A 21,719-nucleotide genomic window follows, 5' to 3' on the forward strand; every position below is an offset into this window, starting at 1 on the left:
GATCAGTCCGATCCGCTCGCCCTGCTCCACCTTGGTGCCCTGCGGGACGTACGGGCGCCGACGCGTGTACGGGCACCGGGGGCGGCCCCGCCCAGCCGGCCGCGAGAGCGCCGGGCGGAGCCCACCGGCGTACGACCGGCGTGTCCGGCGACGGGCCCGCCCTCCGGTGACCTCTGGCGATCACCCCGCCCCGGGCGGAAGGATGCGCAACGCCTCAATTGCCCCGTACCGGAAGGGAGTCCGGTACGGGGCGGGGCACCGATGCCGCGCACGATGCCCCCGGAGGTGCGATGCGAGTTCTCCGCAGACCGGCCACCGCCCCACCCCCCGTCTCCGAGGCCGAGAAGCTGCTGTTCAGCGGGACGCTCCGGCACGACCAGGCCTGGGCCCAGTACGAGGACCCGCTGCTGCGGATGAGTTTCTGGGCCATGGCCAGGCAGTTCCCCGCCATGCTCGCGATGGTCGCCCGCGTCGCCCGCCGCGAGGACCCCCGCGCCCTCGCGGCCCTGCTGGGCGCACAGCTGGCCTCCGGCGTGATGACCGCCTTCGTGCTCGTGGCCACCAACGAGGTTCTCGTCGCCCTGTTCGCGGGCGGCCCGACGCCCCGCAAACTGCTGGACGCCCTGCCCGCGCTGCTGCTGGGCGGCGCCGCCTCCGCCGGGACGGTGCTCCTCGGCTGTCTCATCGTGGGCGTCGAGGGACGGCTGTACCCGAAGATCGAGCTCGCGTGCACGACGGCCTACTACGGCATGATGGCGCGCGTCGAGATGTCCGCCATGGAGGACAAGGACATCCACCGCAAGCTCTCCCTCGGCCGGTACGGCACGGACTCGGTGCAGCGCATGCTCTCCCACTCCGTGTGGGTCGTCAGCGGGCTGATGAGCCTGGTGGCCGCGGCCGTCGTGCTGGCCACACTGCACCCGCTGCTGCTGGGCGCCCTCGTGCTGATCGCCGCGCCCCGGTGGTGGGGCGCGGTGGTGGTCATGCGGCGCGCGTACGCATCCCGGCACGTGTGGGTCGACCACCGGCGCGCCGTCGACGTCCTCGTCTACCCGGTCACCCGGGCCGACGCCACCCCGGAGCTGCGCGTGCACGGCGCGGGCCGGGTCCTGGTCGACGCGCAGCGCGGCATGGGCGCCTCGGCGGCCAGGGAGAAGGCGCGGCTGGCCAACGCCCAGGCCGGCACGGAGCTCGCCGCGGCCGCCCTGTCCGGTACGGCCCGCGTCCTCGCCTACGCCGCGCTGTGGTGGCTGCTGGTCGCCGGCGGGATGCCCCTCGCGGCCGCCGGAACGGCCGTCCTCGCCATCCGCAACGCCACGGGCTACCTCAACACGGTCGTCACCCAGCTCAACAGCATGTGCGAGGAGTCCCTCTACCTGAAGGACATGAACCACGCCATCGAGCTGGGCCGCCGCCACGCGATCCCCGAAGGGGGAACTCCCGTGACCGGCAAGGGAGTCGAGGTCGTCCTGCAGGACGTGACCTTCCGCTACCCGAACGCGGACCGGGACGCCCTGCGCGAGGTGTCGGTGACCGTCCCCAGGGGCAAGGTCGTGGCCCTGGTGGGGGAGAACGGCTCCGGCAAGACCACGCTCGCCGCCCTCGTCGCCGGCCTGTACCTGCCGACCGCAGGCAAGGTCGCCTACAACGGCGTCGACATCCGCGAGGCCGACCGCGAGGACGTCTTCGACCGGGTCGCGCTGCTGTCCCAGAGCGTCCAGGCGTGGCCGATGACCGTGAAGGCCAACATCCACATCGGCGACGGCGGGCGGCCCATGGTGCAGCGCGACATCGAGGCGGCCGCCGACCGCGCCGACATCCGCGCGGTCGTCGAGGAACTCCCGCACGGCTGGGACTCCATCGCCCTCAAGGGCTTCGAGCGCGGTGTGAAACTCTCGGGCGGCCAGTGGCAGCGCGTCGGCGTGGCCCGCGCCGTCTACCGCCGCCGCGACCTGGTCATCGTGGACGAGCCGACCGCGGCCCTGGACCCCCGGGCCGAGATCGAGATGTTCGAGTCGCTGCGCTCGCTGACGGCCGACGGCGTCACGACCGTCCTGCTCATCACGCACCGGCTCGCGGCGACCGCCTCCGCGGACGTCATCTACGTCCTGGACCGGGGCCGGGTCGTGGAACAGGGCGCCCACCACGAGCTGATGGCCGTCGCCGACGGCCACTACCGGGAGCTGTACGAACTCCAGGCGTCCCAGTACGACGTGGGCGACGGGGAGAAGATCCCCACACAGCGCAAGCCGTAGCGCACACAGCGCAAGCCGTAGAGTGGGAAGTGCCATGGCATGGGAGGCCGAGGACCGTGCCGGGACGTTCGTCCCGCACGGCCGTGAGGAATTCCTCGTCGACCTCGGCGGGATCCGTATGAACCACGTGATCGCCGGGGACCCGACGCAGCCCGCCCTGCTCCTCGTCCCCGGCCAGAGCGAGTCCTGGTGGGGCTACGGGCGCGCGCTGCCGCTGCTCGCCCGGGACTTCCGGGTGTACGCGGTGGACCCGCGCGGGCAGGGCCGCTCGACATGGACGCCCGGACGGTACACGCTCGACAACCTCGGCAACGACCTCGTGCGCTTCATCGACCTGGTCATCGGCCGCCCCACGCTCGTCGGCGGGCTCTCCTCCGGCGGAGTCCTGGCCGCCTGGCTGGCGGCCTACGCGAAACCCGGCCAGATCCGGGCGGCCGTCCTGGAGGACCCGCCGCTGTTCGCCTCGGAGACCGCCCCCGCCTGCGGGCCGGGCATCCGGCAGGCGCTCGGCCCCGTCCTGGCCGTGTGGCACAAGTATCTGGGCGACCAGTGGTCGGTCGGCGACTGGCGGGGGATGGTCGCGGCCCTGCCCCGCGAGGTGCCGCCGGTGCTGCTGAAGGGCCTGTCCGCCCTGTCCGGCCGTACGGCCGGAGGGAGCGGCGACGGCGGCCAAGTGCCGCAGAACTTCCGGGAGTACGACCCGGAGTGGGCGAGGGCCTTCGTCTCCGGGACCATGCAGGAGGGCTGCGACCACGCCGCGATGCTCGCGCGTGTCCGCGTACCGGTGCTCCTCACCCACCACTACCGTCACGTCGACGCGGACACCGGCCATCTGGTCGGCGCCCTCTCCGACCGGCAGGCGCGGCGCGTCCGCGCCCTCGTCGAGGCCGCCGGACAGCCGGTCGCCCACCGCTCCTTCCCGGACAGGCCGCACTCGCTGCACGGCACGGACCCGGAGCTGTACGCCCGTACCGTCACCGAGTGGGCGGCCACGCTGCCCTGAAAACCGTCACCGTGGGTAGGGCACTGGACGTACGGCGTGTTCGCCCTCCCGCCGTACCGCCGGCGCCCGGATGCGAACCGCCGGGCGCGGTCGTGTACTGGACCGGAGTGGGGTATCGGCAGGATCGGGAGCGCCCATGAACGATCTGGACACCCTCGCGGTCAACACCGTCCGCGGTCTGTGCATCGACGCGGTCCAGCAGGCCGGGTCCGGCCACCCGGGCACGCCGATGGGCATCGCGCCCGTCGCCTACACGCTCTGGCAGAAGTTCCTGCGGTTCGATCCGCAGGACCCGATCTGGCCGAACCGGGACCGGTTCGTCCTCTCCGAGGGCCACGCCTCCGCGCTGCTGTGGTCGCTGCTGTACCTCACCGGGGTAAGGGCGGTCGACCCGGACTACGAGGTCCTGGGCCGGCCGGCGGTGACGCTGGAGGACCTGCGCACGTTCCGGCAGCTCGGCTCCCGCTGCCCCGGACACCCGGAGTACCGGTGGACCAGCGGGGTGGAGACCACCACCGGGCCGCTCGGGCAGGGCGTCGCCACGTCCGTCGGCATGGCCATGGCCGGCCGCTGGCTGGCCGCCCGCTACAACCAACCGGGCTTCCCCGTCTTCGACTTCGACGTCTACGCGCTCGCCGGCGACGGCTGCATGATGGAGGGCGTCGCCTCGGAGGCCGCCTCGCTGGCCGGGCACCACAAGCTCGCCAACCTGTGCTGGATCTACGACTCCAACCGCATCACCATCGAGGGCTACACCGACATCACCTTCACCGAGGACGTCGCCGCCCGCTTCCTCGCCTACGGCTGGAACGTGACGACCGTCGCCGACGCCAACGACCTCAACGCCGTCGACCGCGCCTTCCGCACTTTCCGGGCCGAGACCGAACGCCCCACCCTGATCCTCGTGCACAGCCACATCGGCTACGGCTCGCCCGTGGAGGACACCCCCAAGGCACACGGCGAACCCCTGGGCGCCGAGGGCGTCCGGGCCGCCAAGCGCTTCTTCGGCATGCCGGAGGACGAGCACTTCCACGTGCCCGACGGCGTCCGCCAGTGCTTCGAGCGCGGCATCGGCGCGCGCGGCGCGGAGCTCCGCGCCTCCTGGACCAAGATGTTCGACTCCTACAGCCACGCCTGGCCCGCCCTCGCCGAGGAGACCGACCTCATCCAGCGCCGCCGGCTCCCCGAGGCGTGGGACGCGCTGCTGCCCGACTATCCGCCCGACCCCGAAGGACTGGCGACCCGGGACTCCTCCGGCCAGGTCCTCAACGCCGTCGCCCGGGGCGTGCCCTGGCTCGTGGGCGGCTCCGCGGACCTCGCGCCCTCGACCAAGACCCGGCTGACCTTCGAGGGCGCCGGTGACTTCCAGCCCGACGAGCCCGCGGGACGCAACCACCACCTGGGCGTCAGGGAACACGCCTCGGCGGCCGTCGCCAACGGCATGGCCCTGGTCAAACTGCGGCCGTACTGGTCGGGCTTCCTCATCTTCTCCGACTACGCCAAGGCCGCGATCCGGCTCTCCGCCCTGATGGAGATCCCCGTCATCCACGTCTTCACCCACGACTCCATCGGCGTCGGCGAGGACGGCCCCACCCACCAGCCCGTCGAACAGCTCGCGGGCCTGCGGGCGATGCCGGGCCTGCTGGTCTTCCGGCCCGCCGACGCCGGCGAGGTCGTGGAGACCTGGCGGGTGGTCGCGGCCCTGCACCACGAGCCGGCCGCGCTCGTGCTCTCCCGCCAGAAACTCCCCACCCTCGACCGCACCGTCCTCGCCCCCGCCTCGGGCGTCGCCCGGGGCGCCTACGTCCTGGCCGACGCGCCCTCCGGCACTCCGCAGGTCCTCCTGCTCGCCACCGGCTCCGAGGTCCATCTCGCGCTCGCCGCCCGCGAGGAGCTCGCGGCCCAGGACATCGGTGCCCGGGTGGTGAGCATGCCCTGCTGGGAGCTGTTCGACCGCCAGCCCAAGGAGTACCGCGACGAGGTCCTGCCGCCGCGGGTGACCGCCCGCGTCGGTATCGAGCAGGCGTCCACCTTCGGCTGGGAGCGGTACGTGGGGGACGGCGGCACCGTCGTCGGCATGCACACCTACGGCGCCTCGGCCCCGCTGAAACAGCTGCTCAAGCGGTTCGGCTTCACGCCCGGACGCGTCGCCCAGGCCGCACGCGAACTCGTCTCCGCCCAAGGCGGGTCCACGGCCTGAAGGATGCCGTCCGGGCGTGCCCGGGCCCGGTTCAGCCCGCGTGCAGGGCCAGCGTCGGCGACAGCCGGGCCGCCCGGACCGCCGGGTACAGCCCCGCGAGCGTGCCGATGGCGAGCGTGGCCCCGAAACCCCCGGCGACCGCCCACAGGGGCACCACCCACGGCATGCCGCCCGAGGCCGCGAAGACGTACGTGGCCGCCGCGCCCAGCACCACCCCGGCCAGCCCGCCCAGCCCGGACAGCAGCAGGGACTCGGTGACGAACTGGATACGGATCTGCCCCCGGGTGGCGCCCAGCGAGCGCCGCAGCCCGATCTCGTGGCGGCGCTCCAGCACCGAGATGATCATGGTGTTGGCGACCCCCACCCCCCCGACCAGCAGCGCCACGCCGCCCAGCCCGAGCAGCAGATTCGTGAACGCGCCCTCGGTGGCGGCCTTGGCCTGCAGGGCCGAGGACGGGTCGGTGACCTGCACGTTGTGCGGATTCCGCGGATCGACGGTGCGTGACAGCAGCTCGCGCACCGAGGAGACGGCCGCGTCCGTGGAGCGCTCGTAGATCTGCGTCGGATGCCCGTCGAAGCCCAGCAGCCTGCCCGCGCCCTCCCAGCCGACGAGGGCGGCGCGCTCGATCTCGGGGGCGAGCGGCAGCGGGTCGAGGATGCCGATGACGGTGAAGTAGCGGTTGCCGACGAGGATCTGCTGCCCGGGCGTGGTGATGCCCAGACGTTCGGCGGCGACATGGCCGAGCACCACCGAGGGGTACCGGCCGGTCGCGCCGTTGAGCCAGGTGCCCGAGGCGACGGAGCCGCGCAGCGTCTTCAGGAGGTCCTCGGAGGCGGCCTTGACGGTGATGCCGCCGGTCTCGCTCTCGGGGATCTTCTCGCTGCGCCGCACCGTGCTGTCCAGGTCCCCGGTCGCACCGACCTGCTGGACGCCGGGGATGCGGCCGACCATGCCGGGCGCCTCCTCGGGCAGTTTCACCTTCTCGCCGAAGAGGCCCTGGCCGGGGGTGGCGGTCAGCAGGTTCGTGCCCAACCGGTCGAGCTGCTGGAGCAGTTGGGCCTTGCTGGAGGCGGAGATCCCGACCACCGCGATCATGGTGGCGATGCCGATGGCGATGCCCAGCGCCGACAGCACCACGCGCAGCGGACGGGTCCGCAGGCCCGCCGACCCGACGTGCAGCACGTCACGGGGGCCGAGCCGGGCGGGGGAGAGCCTCTCCTGGCTCATCGCTCCTCCTCGTTGTCGGGGTGCGGCGGTACGGCCGTGACCGGCACCGTCTCCGCGTACGCGCAGGCCCGTACCTCCGTGACCCGGCCCTCCCGCGCCCGTACGTCCGCCACGACCCGGCCGTCGCGCAGCCGCACCTGACGCGGCAGCGCGCCCGCGATCTCCGTGTCGTGGGTGATCACGGCGATCGTCGCGCCGTCGGCGTTCAGATCGCGCAGCAGCTGCATGACCGCTTCGCCCGAGGCGGAGTCCAGGGCGCCCGTCGGCTCGTCCGCCAGCAGCAGTTCGGGCTCCCCGACCACGGCCCGGGCGATGGCGACCCGCTGCCGCTGCCCGCCCGACAGCTCGTGCGGGCGGTGGTGCATACGGTCGGCGAGCCCGACCCGCTCCAGCGCGCGCTCCGCCCGCTCGCGCCGGACGGCACGGGGCAGACCGGAGTACAGCAGCCCCTCGGCGACGTTGTCCCGGGCGCTGACGCCCGCCACGAGGTGGAAGGACTGGAAGACGAAACCGATGTGCCGGGCGCGCAGCGCGGAGAGCCGGCGGTCCGACAGCGCGGCGACGTCGTGGCCCGCGATGGTCACGGACCCGGCGCTGGGCCGGTCCAGGGTGCCGACGATGTGCAGCAGCGTGGACTTGCCGGAGCCCGACGGGCCGACGATGCCGAGGAGTTCCCCGCGCCCGATGCGCAGATCCACCCCGCGCAGCGCCGCGACCCCGCCCGGGTACTCCTTGGTGACCTGGTGCAACTCGACGACAGCACTCATGCCTTGGGCACCCCGACCTTCACGCCCGCGCGCAGCCCGTCCCCGCTGACCTCGACCCGGCCCTCGCCGAACATGCCCAGCTTCACGGGGACTTCCCGCACACCGCCGTTCTCGACGACCTGCACACCGAAACCGCCGCCGGGCAGCGCGAGCAGCGCGCTCACGGGCACGGTCAGCACGTCCTTGTGCGTCTCCCCCTCGATGGCGACGGTCACCGGCGCCTGGTCGAAGCCCTTGGCCTCGGCCGGGTCGTCGAAGGCCACCCGCGCCGTGATCTTGGGGGATTTCTCCTGGCCCTGGCCCTTGCCCTCGTCGGAGACGGTGCGGTCGACCGAGGAGATCTTCCCCTTGACCGTCTGCCCGCCGGGCAGGGTGACCTCCACGCGCGTGCCGGTCTCGGCGAGCGCCGCCTGCGAGACATCGAGTTTGATCTCCACCTGGCGCTGGGCACCACTGGCCGTCAGCACCGGACGGCCGGGACCGGCCTGGTCGCCGACGTCCGCCTCCTTCTTCTTGACCCGCACCGGGCCCGGGGAGAAGGCGATCTGCTCGGGCCCCGCCTTGCCGGTCTGCTCCAGACCGTGCGCCTTCTGCCAGCGCTTGACGGCGTCGGCGGTGCCGGAGGTGAACTTCTCGTCCGCGTCCAGGCCCTTGCCGTAGCCGAGGGCGCGCAGGTTCTCCTTCAGCTGGCGCACGTCCGGACCCTTGTCGCCGGTCTTCAGCGTCCGGTACATGGGGCGCTCGCCGTACATCAGACGGACCTTCTTCCCGTCCACCTCGTACAGCGCGTCGTCGCGCTCGATCACCTTGCCGGTGTCCGGGAGCCAGGTGAGGGTGCCCTGCGCCCCCGCGTTGAGCTTGCGCTCCTTGGTGAAGCCGAGGGTGCCGTCGACCTGGACGCGGTCGCTGAGATCCTGCTTCTTCACCGTGTCGGTCCTCGGCGGCAGACCGTCGGCGCGGCTCTGCGCGCTCCTGCCGTCGTCGCCGCTGCCGGTGACGGCCACCGCGCCGCCCGCGACGGCGGCCGCCACGACGAGCGAGCCGATCACGTACTTCCTCCTGCGGGGCCGCTCGCGCTCACTGGCCATTCTGCTCACTGCACACCTTGTTGGCCTTGTCGAACTTCTCCTTCGCCGCGCCCTCGGGGATCTCCATGGCCTTCTGCTGCACGGAGCCGCCGTCGAACTTCGGGTCCGGCATGTCGAAGCCGTTCTTGCGCATGCACTGCGCGAACTTCAGCGCCTTGTCCTTGTCGGCCTGCGTCATCTTCCGGTCGGCCGCACCGCCGCCGCACTTCTTGAACGCCTTCTCCATCGTCTCCTTGTCGCCGCCCTCGATGGCCATCGCCTTGTCGTTCTCGCCGGGCTTGGGCTCCGAGACCTTCAGCCCCTGCTCGCGCAGGCACTGCCGCTGCTTGTAGGCGTCGTCGGCCTTCTTGCCCTCACCGGACGCGTCCGAGCCCTGCGCCGAGGTGTCCTTGCCCGAGTCCTTGGCGGAATCGCCGTCGCCCCAGGTGCAGCCGGTGACGAACAGGGCCAGTCCCGCCGCGAGCGAGGTGACCAGTCCGTACCGGCCGCGCCGCGATATGCCGTGTCGCATGGAATTCCTCCGTGTCCGAGGGATGGCGGCCGGAAGCGGCCGATGGCCCGCAGGCTGGCACGGGCGCGCATTTCGTTTCCCTCTCCGGAGGCGTTTACAAAAACGAAAGGCGCGGTCCGGTACACATGGGCTCATGCGTGTGCTCATCGTGGAGGACGAGGAATTCCTGGCGGACATGATCGCCGAGGGGCTGCGGCGGGACGCCCTCGCCGTCGACGTCGTCCACGACGGCCGCGCGGCCCTGGAGAAGCTGCGGCTGGGCGCGTACGACGTGCTCGTCCTGGACCGCGACCTGCCCGGCGTCCCCGGCGACGAGGTGTGCCGGCACGTGGTGGAACAGCGGCTGCTCACGCGCGTCCTCATGCTCACGGCCGCCGGTTCCGTCCGCGACCGCGTCGCCGGGCTCGGCCTGGGCGCGGACGACTACCTCGGCAAGCCCTTCGCCTACGAGGAGCTCCTGGCCCGCGTCCTGGCCCTGGGCCGCCGCGCCCGCCCCGCCCTGCCCCCGGTCCTCGAACGCGGGGACCTCACCGTGGACACCGCCCGCCGCCAGGCCTTCCGCGCCGGCCGCTATCTGCCGCTGTCCGCCAAGGAGTTCGGGGTGCTGGAGGCGCTCGTACGGGCCGAGGGCGGCGTCGTCAGCGGCGACGACCTCGTCGAGCAGGTGTGGGAGGAGCACACCAGCTACCGCACCAACGCCGTCCGCGTCACCCTCAGCAAGCTCCGCGCCAAGCTCGGCGACCCACCCCTGATCGTCACCGTGCCCGGACACGGCTACCGCATCGGCGGCCCCGAGTGAGGCGCCCCGCCCCGGCCGGCCTCCCCCTGCCGGCGGCCGTGCGCCGGCTCCGGCTGCCCGGAGGGGAACGGGCCCGGCTCACCCTGCTCTACGGCGGGCTGCTCGTCCTGGCCGGGGCCATGCTCATCGGCCTGGTCAACTTCCTGCTCCGGCAGGGCCTGGACACCTCGATCAGCACGGCCGTGACCTACCGCGTGCCGGAGCTGGCCAAGGGGTCCCCTTTTCCGCTGCCGTCCGCCTCGTACGCACCCGCCCTGCCCGCTTCCCCGGCACCTGGCGCTGCCCCCACCTCCGGCGCGGTGCAGCGCGCCCGTACCGTCGACGCCTTCACGGCGGTCGCCGGCGAGGCCACCCAGCAGCGCCTGCTCACGGTCTCCCTGATCGCCCTGGCCGCCTTCGCCGTGATCTCCGTGGCGCTGGCCTGGTGGATGGCCGGCCGGGTACTGCGCCCCGTAGGGGTGATCACCCGGACCGCGCGCCGGCTGTCCGGGGAGAACCTCCACGAACGCATCGCCCTCGACGCGCCCCCGGGCGAACTCAAGCAACTCGCCGACACCTTCGACGAGATGCTCGACCGCATGGAACAACTCGTCGGCGCGCAGAAGCGGTTCGCCGCCAACGCCGCCCACGAGCTGCGCACCCGTGTCGCCGTCCAGCGGGCCGCGGCGGAGATCGGCCTGGACATCACCGACCCCGCCGCCGTCGCCCGCATCCGCGGCAAGCTCATCGAGGTCGCCGACACCAGCGAACGCCTCATCGAGGGCCTGCTCCTGCTGTCCGTCTCCGACCAGGGACTGGAGCGCCCCGAAGCGGTTCCGCTCGACGAACTCGCCCGCACCGTCACCGAGGAGACCGCCACCGCCGGGAACGCGCGCGAGCGCGGCATCACCGTACGCACCTCGGCGGAACCGCTCACCGTCGACGGCGACCCGGTCCTGCTCTCCCACCTCGTGCGCAACCTCGTCGCCAACGCCCTGCGCTACAACCACCAAGGCGGCCACGTCGACGTGGGCGTCCACGGGCGGACACTCACCGTCACCAACAGCGGGCCCCCGGTGCCGCCGGACACCGTCCCCTACCTCTTCGAACCCTTCCGCCGCCTCCAGGAGCGCCGCCACGGTCCCGGCGAGGGAGCCGGCCTGGGCCTGTCCATCGTCGCCTCCATCGCCCGCGCCCACCACGCCGAGGCCGCCGCCGAGGCCAACCCCGGCGGCGGACTGACGGTGCGCATCGCCTTCCCGTGAACCCTCAGACGCGGTCGGCGGCGATGAGGAGGTAGTGGAAGCTGCCTTCCTTGTAGGCGGTGAGGAAGGGGTCCTCGACGCCGGTGGCGAGGGAGGACTGTGCGCGCAGTTCCCAGTAGGGGATGGCGGCGGGGGTGAGGTCGACGACGTTGATGGGGACGAGGCCGTTGGCGGCCATGGCCTTGAAGTAGTGGCTGCGGGGGTGGATGTTGCAGGTGTAGTGCTCGTCGATGCGGCTGACGGCCTTGGAGCGGCCGCCGGTGACGTCGTTGGAGCAGCCGGTGATGACGGTGTAGCGGCCGCCGAAGGCGAGCTGGCGGGCGTGTTCGGCGAACAGCTCGTGGAGGTCGACGTACATGGTGGACTCGTTGTTCCAGATGGCCTGGAAGGCGCCGGTGGGCAGGCCGGTGTCGAGCATGTTGCGGAAGTGGTAGCGGACCTGGCCGTCGACGCCGCGTTTGCGGGCCTGGGTGTTGGCGAAGTCGACCTGGGCGCGGGAGATGGAGATGCCGTCGACGCGGCAGCCGAAGCGGGCGTTGGCCATGATGCTGGTGCCGCCGCGGCCGCAGCCGGCGTCGAGGAGCCGGTGTCCGGGGGTGAGGGGGCCGAGGTGGTCGAGGAGGACGTCGGCCTGGGCGGACTCCAGGCGGTGGAGTTCGGCGATGACGCGGGCGTCGCGGGTGGCTGTGGGGCCTTCGAGGACGGCGGGGTCGTAGTCGCCGAGTCCGTAGTGGTGGTGGTAGAGGCCGTCGACGTCGCCCAGCCGCAGGTTGACCGGGTCCTTCTCGTTGTTCCAGTACTCCGCGACCGACTTCTGGTACGCGGTACGCAGGACAGCGGGGGCGTCCGGGGTGGTGGTCATGGCAGGTGCTCCTTACAACAGGCCGGTGGTTCCGGGGCGTTCGCGGTGGACGGGCCCGCTCAGGCGTCGGGAGTGCGGGCGACCTCGACGTTCTCCAGGACGCCGAGCGCGTCCGGCACGAGGACGGCCGCCGAGTGGTAGGTGCTCACCAGATAGGAGATGACGGCCTGCTCGTTGATGCCCATGAACCGGACGTTCAGGCCCGGTTCGTACTCGTCGGGTATCCCGGTCTGCCGCAGGCCGACCACGCCCTCGGCCTCCTCGCCGGTCCGCATCGCCAGAATCGAGGTGGTGCCCTGCTCGGAGACCGGCAGCTTGCCCAGGGGGAAGAGCGGTACACCGCGCCACGCGGGGACACGGTGGCCGCTCACGTCCACATCGCCGAAGTACAGGCCGCGCTTGTTGCACTCCCGGCCGAAGGCGGCGATCGCCTTCGGGTGGGCGAAGAACGCCTTGGTCTGGCGGCGCATGCTCAGCAGCTCGTCGAAGTCGTCCGGGGTGGGCGGGCCGGAGTGGGTGGAGATGCGCTGGCCGTGGTCGGCGTTGTGGAGCAGGCCGAACTCGCGGTTGTTGACCAGCTCGTGCTCCTGGCGCTCGCGCAGCGCCTCGATGGTCAGCCGCAGCTGCTGCTCGATCTGGTTCATCGGGTCGTTGTAGAGGTCGGCGACCCGGCTGTGCACCCGCAGCACCGTCTGCGCCACGCTCAACTCGTACTCGCGCGGTGCGAGTTCGTAGTCGACGAAGGTGCCCGGGAGCACCGGCTCGCCGGCGTGGCCGGAGGCCAGCGCGATATCGGCCTCGCCGCGCCGGTTGCGCGGGAGCTCCCCCTCGGCCCGGCGGCCGCGCACGTGCTCGCGCAGCCTCTCGTTCCGCCCGGCCACCTCCTCGTACGCCCGTCGGGGCAGTACCAGCACGGTGCACGCGGTGATCGCCCGCGCGGTGAACTCCCACGCGCCGGGCTCCTCCGAGACCACCTGGCCGCCGAAGAACCCGCCGTCGGCGAGCACCCCCAGCCGCGACTCGTCGCCGTACTTCCCGGTGCCGGTCTTCTCCACCTTGCCGTGCGCGATCAGCACGACCCGGTCCGCCGGCTGCCCGGCCTGCGCGATGACCTCGCCCGGCTCGTACTCCTGCTGCTCGAAGCGCCCGGCCAGCGCCCGCAGGACCTCCAGGTCGTCGAACCCGCGCAGCAGCGGCAGTTCCCCCAGCTCCGCCGGGACGACCGTGACCTCGGCCCCTTCCTGGACGAAGGTCACCCGCCCGTCGCCGACCGTGTAGGCCAGCCGCCGGTTGACCCGGTACGTACCGCCCTTGACCTCCACCCACGGCAGCGTCCGCAGCAGCCAGCGCGAACTGATGCCCTGCATCTGCGGAACGGTCTTGGTGGTCGTCGCCAGATTCCGCGCGGCGGCGACGCCGAGGCTCAGCTGCGCCCGGCCGGCACTCCCTTCACCTTGCTCCGGCTGATCCGGCGTCACTGCAGTCGTCATGTGGGGTCCCTTTCGGTGGAGTTGGGGATCGCATGTCGTGTGCCGTCTTCGGCGGTGGGGCGGAAGTGCCGCTGTGAGGCGGGTGTGCCGAACGGGAGATGCGGGCCGCAAGTCAAGCAGCGGGCAACGATGTTGGTCGAGAGAGCCGGACCGCGCACCATGCGTTTGCGCCACCGTTCGCCGGGTCCCGGCCGCCGTGGTGAGCAGCACCTGACGCGGTCCGGGGACGGAGGACGGCGCTGCCGAGGACGGCCGGAATCAGGTGGGCTCCGCCCGGCCCTTCACTCGACCGGATGGGCACGATTGTCGCGGTCTGTCAGGGTCGCACGTCAGGGCCGGGAGGCTCCGGGGGTGACCTTGTAGCGGGTGCCCGGGCCGTGCTATCCCTTCGGCGACGACCGAGCCAAGTCAAGATCGTGTGGACGGAGTTGCGGATGAAGACACCAATCCCCGGCACGACCGACGCGCCCGCGGACGCCGCCGGCTCGTCCCGTCTGCTGGCGCGACTGCTGTCCGGACCGACCGGGATCGGGACGGACTCCCTGCGTCTGGCACCCGTCCCGGCGTTGGAGGCGGAGCCGACGGAGCCGGCCGTGGAACCGCCGTCTGCCGCGGACGCTCCCGCGCCGGTGACACCGCCCTCCTCGCAGCGGATCGAGGGCCTGTACTGCCCGCCGGCCGTACGGGACGACCGCGCGCTGGCCGACGAGGTCAACGCCCGCCTCGTCGAGTGGGCCGAGAAGGAGATCAGCCTCTACCCGGACACCGAACTCAGGGAACCGCTCGTCGGCTTCGACGCGGGGCGTTCGGTGGTCCTGTGCCACCCGGACGCGCCCGGCATCGACCATCTCATGGCCGCCGCCCGCCTGCTGATCGGCGAGAACGCCGTGGACGACTACTTCTGCGAAGCGGAGTACGGAGGCAGCGCCGACCGCCGTGGCGCGGCACTGGCCGTCGCCCAGTCCGCGATCGACCCCGCGCACAACACCCCGCGCTACGAGGCCGACTGGCGCACCGGGCTCGACTCCCACCCGGCCCTGCGCTCGATGCGGTCGGCCATGGACTACTTCTACGCCCTGGCCACCCCGGCACAGGCGCAGCGTTTCCGGCACGACATCGTCAACCTCTACCTCGGCTACAACGCGGAGGGCGACTGCATCAGCCGGGAGCGCACCCCTGCGGTGTGGGAGTACCTGGTGCAGCGGCAGTTCAACAGCTTCCGCGCGTGCCTGAACATCACCGACTCCATCGGGGGGTACGAACTGCCCGCCCAGCTCTACGCGGAACCCGGCGTGCAGCGTGCCGTCGCCCTGTCCTCCAACGCCTCGACCATCTGCAACGACCTGTACTCGCTGCGCAAGGAGCAGGCGAGCGGGCGCTTCCACTACAGCCTGCCCACCGTGATCGCCGCCGAGGAGGAGTGCTCCATCGAGGACGCCTTCCAGAAGGCGATCGGGGTCCACAACGAGATCGTCCACCTCTTCGAGGAGGAGGCCGCCGCGCTCTCCGCGGCCAATCCGCTCGTCGCCCGCTTCGTGACCGGGCTGCACAACTGGATGACCGGCAACCACGAGTGGCACGCCGGAAACGTCGGCACCCGCTACGCGACGTCCCCCTGAGGCGCTGCGCGGCCGCCTGTCGCGTGACGGTCGCCGGGGGCGGCGCGGCGGGTGACCGAAGTCGGCGGGGATGACCGAAGTCGGGAGGTGGCCGGGGACGGACCGACCAAAGTATGGGGTTCCCCGACCAGGGGGAAATTGGGCGATATGCCGGAAATGGCTCGCGTACATTGAGGCCTCATGTCCCTCACCCGTACTCCGAGCGAGAAGCGGATCGACGCCGCCGTCACGGCCCTGGCCGGCGTCCTGGCCGTCGCGCTGGCCGGCGCCCTGGTCGCGGTCCGCGCCGGCACCTACGATCCCTCGAACGTCCCGATGTTCCTGTTCCCGCCCCGCCCCGTGGGCGCCGGACTGCTCTCCCCCCTCGACCGCCTGCTGTCCACGCTGCCGGCGGGCAGCGGGGAAGCCCTCCTCGCCCTCCTGGCCTCCGGCCTCCTGTGGTGGCGGCGCCGGTGGCCGGCCACGGTGGCCGTACTGCTGCTCGCCCTGGGGTTCGTCACCCCCGCCGTCGCCGCCCCCGCGCTCGTGGCCCTCTTCACCGTCGCGGCGCTGCGGCCCGTACGGGTCACCGGCTGGATCGCCACCGCCGCGGCCCTGCCCGTACCGGTGCACATCCTGGCCACCTACGGCACGCACATCCGCTGGGCCGTGCTCGTCTCCCCCCTGATCACCTGGGCCCTCGTCGCGGCCCCGGTCGGCTGGGGCCTGTTCGTCCGCTCCCGCCGGATGCTGGTCGCCTCGCTCACCGAACGCGCGCGGCGGGCCGAGGAGGAAGCCGCCCGGCACGCCCGGGAAGCGCAGCAGCGGGCCCGCGAGGAGATCGCCCGGGAGATGCACGACGTACTCGCCCACCGGCTGTCGCTGCTCAGCGTCCAGGCGGGCGCACTGGAGTTCAGCCCCCGATCCGCCCCCGAAAGGCTCGAACGGGCGGCGGGCGTGATCCGCGCCAACGCCCACGAGGCGCTGCAGGACCTGCGCGGGGTCATCGGAGTGCTGCGCACCCCCGCCGACGGCGAGGCGGAAACGGAACTCCCCGCAGCGGACGGGCCCGGCCCCGAGCGCCCGGCCGGGCAGGAACACCCCGTCGAGCGCCCCCAGCCCGTCCTCGCCGACCTGGAGCGGCTCGCGCGGGAATCCCGGGCCGCCGGCATGGAACTGACCCTCCATCAGGTGATAGCCGAGGGGCGCGACCTCCCCGCCCTGGCCGGCCGCACCGCCTACCGCATCGTCCAGGAAGGGCTCACCAACGCCCGTAAGCACGCCCCGGGTTCACCCGTGCACGTCGAGGTCACGGCCGACCCCGACACCGGCGTCGACATCATCGTCCGCAACGCGCTCCCCGCCCCCCGTACCGCCACCGAGGTCCCCGGCGGCGGCCACGGGCTCATCGGCCTCGCGGAACGCGCCGCCCTCGCCGGAGGACAGCTCCACCACGGCCCGGCCGGCGACGACTACCTGCTCCAGGCGTGGCTGCCGTGGTCCGCGTGATCCGCGTCCTGCTCGCCGACGACGACGCCCTCGTGCGCATGGGCCTGCGCATGATGTTCGAGGGAACCGACGACATCGACGTCGTCGCGGAGGCCGCCGACGGCTCCCAGGTCCCCGGCCTGGTCCGGGACCACGCGCCCGACGTCGTCCTCCTCGACATCCGCATGCCCGTGACGGACGGCCTGGCCGCGACCCGGGCACTGCGCGCCCTGCCCGAGCCCCCGGCCATCGTGATCCTGACGACCTTCAACCCCGACGAGTACGTCGTGCGCGCCCTGCGCGAGGGCGCGGCGGGCTTCCTGCTCAAGGACACGCCCCCGCGCGAGATCGTCGGCGCCGTACGGCGGGTGGCGGCCGGCGAACCCGTGCTCTCCCCCGCCGTGACCCAGCAGCTCATCGCCAGGGTCGCCGCACCGCAGACCCCGGACACAGCCGACGCCCGCGCCGCCGCGCGCCGCCGCCTGGCGGCACTCGGGGAACGCGAGCACGACGTCGCCCTCGCCATCGGCCAGGGCCGCACCAACGCCGAGATCGCCGCACAGCTCTACATGAGCGTGCCGACCGTCAAGGCGCATGTGTCGAGCATCCTGGCCAAGCTCGGCGTCACGAACCGGGTCCAGGTCGCCCTGCTCGTGCACCACGCCGCCCCGGGCGGGGCGACGGACGAGGACGCCCACTGACCCGCACTCAACCCGGCTGTATCACAGTGCACTTGGCGCGGAGGGCCCGGATCAGGCCCTCTGCGCCCGCTCGTACACCTGCCGCGCCGTCGCGCCGAGCACCGGACCGGACATCGTCGTGCTGTGATCGAGCGCGTTCCCGTGGCTGTTGACCGAGACCAGCGTGCCCGAGCCCGTCGCGGGATCGAGGTCCGCCAGCCAGGGGCCGCCGCTCGCCCCGCCCGTCATGTCGCACGGCATGCTCAGCTCGTCGCCCGGCGCGGACCGCGCCGCACCCGCGCAGTACAGCAGCTCCTCGCCGCGCTGCGGACTCGACGCGGGATAGCCGAAGGCGGTCACCTTCCCGCCGGGCTTCCGGCCGAACGCCACGGCCTGCCCGCCGACCACGTCCGTGAGCCGCTTGCCGTCCACCGGGTCCACGGCCAGCGCCGCGACATCGCCGGCCCCCTCCCGGGCCCAGGACTCCGGCGTCACCGTGGCCCGCACCGGGAACACCCCGTACGGGCGGGCGCCCTTGGCGTAGCCCGGCACGAAGACGAGGTCGGTGTAGGTGTTGACGGGGGAGGCGGGACGGCGCACGCAGTGGCCCGCCGCCATCACGACCGAACGGTTGCCGCTGCGGACGGCCGTCGCCGTGCACCAGGTGTCCGCGCCGTCGGCGTTGACGAAGAACAGCCGGCCGACCGTCTTCATCTCCGTCCCCTGCCAGGTCTTCGTCAGCGGACCCGTCGGGCCCAGATCGACGGACTCTCCCGTCGCGCGCATCCGCTCCGGCGTCCAGTGGGCCAGCGCCTGCTGCCGCTCCTGCGGCGTATAGGACACCTCGGCCGGTTGCGGAGCCGCCGCGAACGCGGTCGCAGGGGATATTCCGACGGCCGCCGTGACGGCCAGGGCCGCGGCGGACAGCCGCGCGAGCAGACGGGAAGCGCGCATGGGAAAGCGTCTCCTCCTCGGGGTGAAAGCTCCTTGGGAGCGAAAGGTCCTTTGGTGAAAGGGGGTTCTCCCGCAGGGAGACGGCTCGATGATCATCGGGGTTCCAGGACCCGGGAATCAGTGCGCGCTCCAGCCGCCGTCCATGGTCAGCGTCGTGCCCGTGACGGACGCGGCGTACGGCCCGCACAGATACGCCACCGCCTCGGCGACCTCCTCCGGCTCGACGAGCCGCTTGACCGCCGAGTCCGCGAGCAGCACCGTGCCGACGACCTCGGCGACGGGAACGCCGTGCGCCGCCGCCTGGTCCGCCAACTGCTTCTCGACCAGCGGCGTACGGACGTAACCGGGGCTCACACAGTTGGACGTGACCCCGTGCGGCGCCCCTTCGAGGGCGGCGACCTTCGAGAGCCCTTCGAGGCCGTGCTTGGCGGTGACGTACGCCGACTTGAAGGCGGAGGCCCGCAGCCCGTGCACCGAACTGATGTTGACCACACGGCCCCAGCCCCGCGCGTACATGTGCGGCAGAGCACCGCGCAGCAGCCGGAACGGGGCCTCCAGCATCACGGTGAGCACGGTGTGGAAGTCCTCGGGCGGGAAGTCGGTGATGGGGCGCACGAGTTGGAGGCCCGCGTTGTTGACGAGGATGTCCGTTCCGGCGGCGGTCTCCTCGGCGGCGTCGAGATCGGTGAGGTCGAGGACCACCTCCTCGACGGTCCCGGGCAGCCGCCCGGCCTTCTCGCGCAGGGCGGCCAGACCCGCGGCGTCCCGGTCGAGCGCGCGCACGCGTGCCCCGGCGGCGGCCAGCCGCAGCGCGCAGGCCGCCCCGATACCGCTCGCCGCACCGGTGACGAGGGCGGTCCGTCCGTCGATCCCGGCGGCGTGGTCCGGCACCCCGGCACTGATCTCCGTCATGTGCGAAACCCTACGCGGCAGTTGGCCCCCCGCCAACGCTCCGGAGCCCCCACCCGGCGAACCGTTACGCCTTGGCGTCGGCGTAGCACTCCACGACCGCCGTGGTGAACGGGAAACGCACCGGCGTCTCCCCGAAGGCGAGCCGCCCGGCCCGGTCCCCGGCCGCGCGCACGGCCTCGACCACGGCGGGCGCCTCCTGCTGCGGGCAGTGCACGATGACCTCGTCGTGCTGGAAGAACACCAGCTCCGCGCGCAGCCCCGCGAGGTCCTGACGGAGCGTCGCGAGCACGATCAGCGCCCAGTCGGCGGCGCTGCCCTGGACGACGAAGTTGCGCGTGAACCGGCCCCGGGCCCGCGCGCCCGCCGTGCTGCCGTACCCGGCCGGACCGTCCTGCGGGATGCCCGCCTCGTCGGGCAGGGCCGTCGAAGCGGGCGGGCAGGTGCGGCCCAGCCAACTCCGCACGAGCCGGCCGTCCTCACCGGCGCGGGCCGCCTCGTCGACGTAGTCGACCGCGCGGGGGAAACGGCGGCGCAGATCGGCCAGGTTCTTCAGACCGTCACCGGACGTCTGCCCGTACACGGCGCCCAGCAGGGCGAGCTTGGCCCGGTCGCGGTCACCGGCGAAGGCCCGCGCGGCCAGGACCGCGTACAGATCGCGGTCACCGGCGGCGACCTCCATCAGCCCCGGGTCGCGGGAGACCGCGGCCAGCACCCGGGGCTCGATCTGGGCGGCGTCGGCGACCACCAGCCGCCGGCCGGGATCCGCGACGACCGCCCGCCGCACGACCCTGGGGATCTGCAGCGCCCCGCCACCGTTGGTGGTCCACCGGCCCGAGACCGCGCCACCGGGCAGATACTCGGGGCGGAACCGGCCCCCGCGCACCCACGACGCGAGCCAGGACCAGCCGTGCGCGGTGTGCAGCCGGTACAGCTTCTTGTACTCCAGCAGCGGCGCCACCGCCGGGTGGTCGATCCCCTGCAACTCCCAGGCCCGCGTGGACGACAGGGCGATGCCCGCGCGCGCGAAGGCCCGGACGATGTCGGCGGGCAGATCGGGCCGCACCCGCACCCCCGGGCCGAAGGCCCGCGAGACCTCCTCCGCCAGCTCGGCCAGCCGACGCGTCTCCTGCCCGCCCGGATACCGCTCACCCAGCAGCTCCGTGAGCAGCTCCCGGTGCACATCGGCCCGCCAGGGAATCCCGGCGTGCCCCATCTCCGCCGCGACGAGCGTGCCCGCCGACTCGGCGGCGACCAGCAGCCGCATCCGCCCCGGATGCTCCGCGGCCCCGGCCCGGGCGAGCTGGCCCGCGTACACCTCCAGCAGCGCCCGCAGCTCGTCCGTGCCCGCCGGCAGCGGCACCGGGGCCGGCTCGAACAGCGACGGCTGCGTGTCGGCCGCCCGCACCGGCGGATCCTCCGGCACCGGCAGCCCGCGCAGCCGCGCCCACGCGGCGGCCAGCGAACGCGGCTGCCCGGACTGCCCCTCCTCGTGGCCGATCAGCAGCGCCTCGGCCGCCTCCACGTCGTGGCAGCGCTCGACGCGCACACCCGCCGCGAGCAGCCGCCCGTACATCCGCGCCGTGGACCGCCACACCCACCGCCCAGCCCCCGGCCGCGCCCGCACCGCCTCGGCCAGGCTCCGCTCCGCGACGACGGGGCCCGCCGGCCGGCCCGCCCCGTCGAGCGGGCACAGCAGCACACCCCCGTCCTCCGTGTCGGCCACCGCCCATCGCATGCCGAGAGTCTCGCACCGGGGTACGACAACCGGAGCAGGAGACGGGGCCGCACCACCCGACGCGCGGACCGGGCCCACAGAGGCGGCCCGCGCCCCCTCGGGCCACAATGGCGGCATGAACCACACCGTCCCGGACCTCCCCGGCGCCCCGGCCGCCCACCCGGTCCCGGACGCCGTGACCTACCTGACCGGCCAGTGGTCGGTCCACCGCACCCTGCACGACCTCGACGCGGGCTCCGGTGGCTCGTTCCACGGCACGGCGGTGTTCGAGCCCGCCGACGGCGCCGGCTGGCTCGCGCACGTCGAGGACGGCATGCTCCGCTGGGGCGGCGCCCTCAACCGGGCCGGCCGAACCCTCAGACTGCTGCCCGGACCGGACGGCACGGCGGAAGTGACGTTCGCCGACGGCAGGTTCTTCCACGACCTGGACCTGCGCACGGGAGCCTGGACCGCCCGCCACCCCTGCGGGGGCGACCGCTACGACGGCACGTTCACCGTCGTCTCGCCCGACGAGTGGCACGTGCGCTGGCGCACCACCGGCCCGGCCAAGAACCACCTGCAGCGCTCGGTCTACCGGCGGCGGCGCCCGTAGCCCCGGCGCCGCCGGACGGGGCTAGCGCGCCACGTACGTCAGACAGTCGGCGGCGTCCTGCAGGGCGGCCACGGTGATGCCCGGAGCCTGGCACTCCAGGTCGGTGTTGTGCATGCACCCGGACACCTTGCACGCCCCGACCTGGCCCCGCGGGGCGCCGCCGCCCTTGGACGGGTGCAGGAAGTAGGTGTCGCAGGCGGCGTGCGTGCCGTCCCCGATGGTGATGGCCAGCGCATGGCAGGCGTCGTCCTTGTTGTAGGCGCATTCGGCGACCTGGCAGACGGTCACCTCGGGCATGTCCACGGCGTCCTCC

Annotated in this window: 19 protein-coding genes; 9 read left to right on the top strand and 10 right to left on the bottom strand. The window is 73.1% G+C overall.

The features are described from left to right. Positions 1-290: 290 nt before the first annotated feature. The 3 genes from ACFP1Z_RS11365 (at position 291) to tkt (ending at position 5,458) form a co-directional block, all read left to right on the top strand. Positions 291-2,255, top strand: coding sequence for an ABC transporter ATP-binding protein (locus tag ACFP1Z_RS11365; protein ID WP_390315946.1), 1,965 nt, complete (start codon positions 291-293; stop codon positions 2,253-2,255). Between the two features lie 34 nt (positions 2,256-2,289). After that, entirely contained in the window at positions 2,290-3,258 is a 969-nt protein-coding gene (locus tag ACFP1Z_RS11370; protein ID WP_390315947.1) for an alpha/beta hydrolase, read from the top strand. Positions 3,259-3,394: 136 nt separating this feature from the next. Then, on the top strand, positions 3,395-5,458 hold the full coding sequence (tkt, locus tag ACFP1Z_RS11375) for a transketolase (RefSeq protein WP_390315949.1): 2,064 nt from the start codon (positions 3,395-3,397) through the stop codon (positions 5,456-5,458). A gap of 31 nt (positions 5,459-5,489) precedes the next feature. On the opposite strand, the gene ACFP1Z_RS11380 is transcribed toward tkt, so the two are convergent. From ACFP1Z_RS11380 to ACFP1Z_RS11395, 4 genes are read right to left on the bottom strand one after another with little or no spacing between them, the layout of a single operon-like run. Beyond that, positions 5,490-6,686, bottom strand: coding sequence for an ABC transporter permease (locus ACFP1Z_RS11380; RefSeq protein ID WP_390315950.1), 1,197 nt, complete (start codon positions 6,684-6,686; stop codon positions 5,490-5,492). Further along, entirely contained in the window at positions 6,683-7,453 is a 771-nt protein-coding gene (locus ACFP1Z_RS11385; RefSeq protein ID WP_390315951.1) for an ABC transporter ATP-binding protein, read from the bottom strand. The genes ACFP1Z_RS11380 and ACFP1Z_RS11385 overlap by 4 nt, the downstream gene beginning before the upstream one ends. Next, positions 7,450-8,541 carry a peptidoglycan-binding protein gene (locus ACFP1Z_RS11390; protein ID WP_390315952.1) on the bottom strand — a complete coding sequence of 364 codons (1,092 nt, stop codon included), beginning with the start codon at positions 8,539-8,541 and terminating at the stop codon, positions 7,450-7,452. The genes ACFP1Z_RS11385 and ACFP1Z_RS11390 overlap by 4 nt, the downstream gene beginning before the upstream one ends. After that, positions 8,531-9,052 (bottom strand): hypothetical protein, encoded by a 522-nt coding sequence (locus tag ACFP1Z_RS11395; RefSeq protein WP_390315953.1) that lies wholly within the window; start codon positions 9,050-9,052, stop codon positions 8,531-8,533. The genes ACFP1Z_RS11390 and ACFP1Z_RS11395 overlap by 11 nt, the downstream gene beginning before the upstream one ends. A gap of 133 nt (positions 9,053-9,185) precedes the next feature. Here ACFP1Z_RS11395 and ACFP1Z_RS11400 point away from each other — a divergent pair, with 133 nt between their 5' ends. Further along, a complete protein-coding gene (locus tag ACFP1Z_RS11400; protein WP_390315954.1) occupies positions 9,186-9,851 on the top strand; it encodes a response regulator transcription factor in 666 nt (221 codons plus the stop codon). A 53-nt stretch (positions 9,852-9,904) separates the two neighbouring features. Beyond that, positions 9,905-11,095, top strand: coding sequence for an ATP-binding protein (locus ACFP1Z_RS11405; RefSeq protein ID WP_390316294.1), 1,191 nt, complete (start codon positions 9,905-9,907; stop codon positions 11,093-11,095). Between the two features lie 4 nt (positions 11,096-11,099). Here the strand turns inward: ACFP1Z_RS11405 and ACFP1Z_RS11410 are convergent, their stop codons facing one another. Both ACFP1Z_RS11410 and ACFP1Z_RS11415 read right to left on the bottom strand, forming a co-directional pair. Then, positions 11,100-11,957: a geranyl diphosphate 2-C-methyltransferase gene (locus ACFP1Z_RS11410; RefSeq protein ID WP_390315955.1), complete on the bottom strand. Its 858-nt coding sequence runs from the start codon at positions 11,955-11,957 to the stop codon at positions 11,100-11,102. A gap of 59 nt (positions 11,958-12,016) precedes the next feature. Next, complete coding sequence (locus tag ACFP1Z_RS11415; RefSeq protein ID WP_390315956.1) at positions 12,017-13,447, bottom strand: family 2B encapsulin nanocompartment shell protein; 1,431 nt, start codon at positions 13,445-13,447, stop codon at positions 12,017-12,019. Positions 13,448-13,881: 434 nt separating this feature from the next. Here ACFP1Z_RS11415 and ACFP1Z_RS11420 point away from each other — a divergent pair, with 434 nt between their 5' ends. The 3 genes from ACFP1Z_RS11420 to ACFP1Z_RS11430 all read left to right on the top strand — a co-directional run bounded on the left by ACFP1Z_RS11420 (position 13,882) and on the right by ACFP1Z_RS11430 (position 17,234). Next, complete coding sequence (locus ACFP1Z_RS11420) at positions 13,882-15,066, top strand: family 2 encapsulin nanocompartment cargo protein terpene cyclase (protein WP_390315957.1); 1,185 nt, start codon at positions 13,882-13,884, stop codon at positions 15,064-15,066. A gap of 180 nt (positions 15,067-15,246) precedes the next feature. Then, positions 15,247-16,554: a sensor histidine kinase gene (locus ACFP1Z_RS11425; protein WP_390315958.1), complete on the top strand. Its 1,308-nt coding sequence runs from the start codon at positions 15,247-15,249 to the stop codon at positions 16,552-16,554. 38 nt (positions 16,555-16,592) lie between these two features. Continuing rightward, on the top strand, positions 16,593-17,234 hold the full coding sequence (locus tag ACFP1Z_RS11430) for a response regulator (protein WP_390316295.1): 642 nt from the start codon (positions 16,593-16,595) through the stop codon (positions 17,232-17,234). A 51-nt stretch (positions 17,235-17,285) separates the two neighbouring features. On the opposite strand, the gene ACFP1Z_RS11435 is transcribed toward ACFP1Z_RS11430, so the two are convergent. The 3 genes from ACFP1Z_RS11435 to ACFP1Z_RS11445 all read right to left on the bottom strand — a co-directional run bounded on the left by ACFP1Z_RS11435 (position 17,286) and on the right by ACFP1Z_RS11445 (position 20,814). After that, entirely contained in the window at positions 17,286-18,167 is an 882-nt protein-coding gene (locus ACFP1Z_RS11435) for a trypsin-like serine peptidase (protein ID WP_390315959.1), read from the bottom strand. Between the two features lie 117 nt (positions 18,168-18,284). Then, positions 18,285-19,079 carry a 3-hydroxybutyrate dehydrogenase gene (locus ACFP1Z_RS11440; protein ID WP_390315961.1) on the bottom strand — a complete coding sequence of 265 codons (795 nt, stop codon included), beginning with the start codon at positions 19,077-19,079 and terminating at the stop codon, positions 18,285-18,287. A 64-nt stretch (positions 19,080-19,143) separates the two neighbouring features. Continuing rightward, positions 19,144-20,814 carry a bifunctional 3'-5' exonuclease/DNA polymerase gene (locus ACFP1Z_RS11445; RefSeq protein WP_390315963.1) on the bottom strand — a complete coding sequence of 557 codons (1,671 nt, stop codon included), beginning with the start codon at positions 20,812-20,814 and terminating at the stop codon, positions 19,144-19,146. A 115-nt stretch (positions 20,815-20,929) separates the two neighbouring features. Here ACFP1Z_RS11445 and ACFP1Z_RS11450 point away from each other — a divergent pair, with 115 nt between their 5' ends. Beyond that, entirely contained in the window at positions 20,930-21,406 is a 477-nt protein-coding gene (locus ACFP1Z_RS11450; RefSeq protein ID WP_390315964.1) for a DUF6314 family protein, read from the top strand. Between the two features lie 21 nt (positions 21,407-21,427). Here the strand turns inward: ACFP1Z_RS11450 and ACFP1Z_RS11455 are convergent, their stop codons facing one another. Continuing rightward, entirely contained in the window at positions 21,428-21,703 is a 276-nt protein-coding gene (locus tag ACFP1Z_RS11455; protein WP_390315965.1) for a DUF1540 domain-containing protein, read from the bottom strand. Between the last annotated feature and the right edge of the window lie 16 nt (positions 21,704-21,719).

It is taken from the genome of Streptomyces gamaensis (assembly GCF_042656465.1).
Classification (GTDB): Bacteria; Actinomycetota; Actinomycetes; order Streptomycetales; family Streptomycetaceae; genus Streptomyces; species Streptomyces gamaensis.